Here is a 1,665-nt window from a genome sequence, read left to right as displayed (position 1 = left end):
GAATGCAGTGGTGCCGCCAATACTCAAGAAGCATCACCAGAAAATTGCGCCGCTGGGTATCAGCCTGGTGGCATTCGTTAGCAGCATCGGTCGGATGCAAGGCCGGTACGGAGTCGAATCATGACGCTAACCAAACGAATCACAAGGTCGCTATGTCGGCCTTTTTATTTTCTCGCGTTCACCTTCAACCAAATTAACCGACAGTTCATGGAGCACTGACTATGGCTGACATTATCGATAACGCATCAACGCTTGAAGATTTACAGCGTGATGCGGCACTGAGCATGCACAGACTCAACCACTCAGCAGTATCAGCAACGCACTGTGTTGAGTGCGGCGACAAGTTACTTGATGCGCGACGGAAAGCGTATCCGGGATGCACGATGTGCGTCGAGTGCCAGAGCAATATGGAATTGCGTAAGAAGATTGGGAGGATGTAATGGATTACAGCAAGCTGAGTGACGGGGAAATTAGCGTCAGGCTGGCATATTTCCTCAAGCCAAAATACAGCGCCACTATTCACCCGCATGAAACTACCGGCGCTAATCTGTCATGGAACTGGTTCAATACGGTACAGAATACCGGTTATTTCCCGCTGCGTCGTGCTGAAGAGCTTTTCCAGGTAATGAAGAAACACCGGATCGGACTTTCCCCATCAGGTAAGACGGTATGGCAGGCATCACACGAATCTGGAATTAGCGTCATCCATCGTAACCCACTTCGCGCCGTGGCAATCGTCTACCTCCTTTTGCAGGAATCAGCCAATGTTCAGGATAATCCAGCCTAATACCTGGTACGCAGATCCCCACGGGGCGCCCTGCAAAATCCTCCGCGCAACCCACGAAGTCATCCACTACATCAGAAACGGTCGAACCTGCATCGCCAGCATGGGCCGCTTCCAATCAGAGTTTGAACCGCTAACCAAAGCACAGGCCGAGCGGATCGCCGAAGAAATCGAAACAGCAGAACACTTAAAACGCCTCCGCGCTATGCGGGCGGCATGAGGAGAGATTATGGGGAAGATGACTTTCGTTTTTGAATATGAGGATGGCAAGGAACCACCAGTCAATGCAGGGATGGAATTTATGGGCGGGAAGATTGTAGCAGCGGCTTTCCGTGATGCTCTCGAAGAGCCTGAAGTATGTGATGAGCCAGAGCCTGACCCTGATTGGCTGGCGAAAATCCTTAGCCGGTTATGACGCAACTGATAGCCGGTTCCATCGAGTCGGCTATTGGGTGCGAATGCACTGCCACGTTATCCCCCATTTGCCCTCCAGTGTGAGGGCATTCTTTTTGCCTGGCTTCCAGGTTCGATTTCCAAACGCGAGACCAAACCTATGCGAGAACTCCGAGACGACTCACTCATTGACATGAAGTTTATGATGGGAGATGCTGGTTTCACTGACCGGTACTTCTATAAACAAATCCAGAAGGGAAACCTCCCTCCTCCGATCAAGTACGGCAGATCATCGCGCTGGCTTTATGCCGATTATCTCAAGTGGAAAAACCACGCTCTTCCCCCAGTTGAAAATGCATCGTGAACGCCATTTGCGGGCATAACAGCGGGCACAATTTTCTTCACATCAGAAATTCCCCATAAATCCCCTGCACTTATCGAATCCATTAGATGTCTGCAGGGGACACCATAGCCTGCCATTTTATCCC

At 50.8% G+C, this 1,665-nt stretch carries 4 protein-coding genes; all 4 read left to right on the top strand.

What is annotated here, in order from left to right; translation table 11 throughout:
- Positions 1-221: 221 nt before the first annotated feature.
- The 4 genes from FDX01_RS04270 to FDX01_RS04255 are packed head-to-tail and all read left to right on the top strand — an operon-like array spanning position 222 to position 1,199.
- Positions 222-440: a TraR/DksA family transcriptional regulator gene (locus FDX01_RS04270; protein WP_137399288.1), complete on the top strand. Its 219-nt coding sequence runs from the start codon at positions 222-224 to the stop codon at positions 438-440.
- Complete coding sequence (locus tag FDX01_RS04265) at positions 440-787, top strand: hypothetical protein (protein WP_137399287.1); 348 nt, start codon at positions 440-442, stop codon at positions 785-787. Before FDX01_RS04270 ends, FDX01_RS04265 begins: the two co-directional genes overlap by 1 nt.
- Entirely contained in the window at positions 765-1,004 is a 240-nt protein-coding gene (locus tag FDX01_RS04260) for a DUF4222 domain-containing protein (RefSeq protein ID WP_137399286.1), read from the top strand. Before FDX01_RS04265 ends, FDX01_RS04260 begins: the two co-directional genes overlap by 23 nt.
- A 9-nt stretch (positions 1,005-1,013) precedes the next feature.
- Positions 1,014-1,199, top strand: coding sequence for a hypothetical protein (locus FDX01_RS04255; protein ID WP_137399285.1), 186 nt, complete (start codon positions 1,014-1,016; stop codon positions 1,197-1,199).
- The last annotated feature ends 466 nt before the right edge of the window (positions 1,200-1,665 follow it).

This window comes from Citrobacter sp. wls613 (assembly GCF_005281195.1).
In the GTDB taxonomy this organism is placed as follows: Bacteria; Pseudomonadota; Gammaproteobacteria; order Enterobacterales; family Enterobacteriaceae; genus Citrobacter; species Citrobacter gillenii.
Note: the sequence above shows the minus strand (reverse complement) of the source record. Positions and strands in the feature narration are given on the sequence as shown.

Coding starts and splice junctions, on each gene's coding strand:
- FDX01_RS04255 (WP_137399285.1), top strand. CDS start 1,014: ATGGGGAAGATGACTTTCGTTTTTGAATATGAGGATGGCAAGGAACCA.
- FDX01_RS04270 (WP_137399288.1), top strand. CDS start 222: ATGGCTGACATTATCGATAACGCATCAACGCTTGAAGATTTACAGCGT.
- FDX01_RS04260 (WP_137399286.1), top strand. CDS start 765: ATGTTCAGGATAATCCAGCCTAATACCTGGTACGCAGATCCCCACGGG.
- FDX01_RS04265 (WP_137399287.1), top strand. CDS start 440: ATGGATTACAGCAAGCTGAGTGACGGGGAAATTAGCGTCAGGCTGGCA.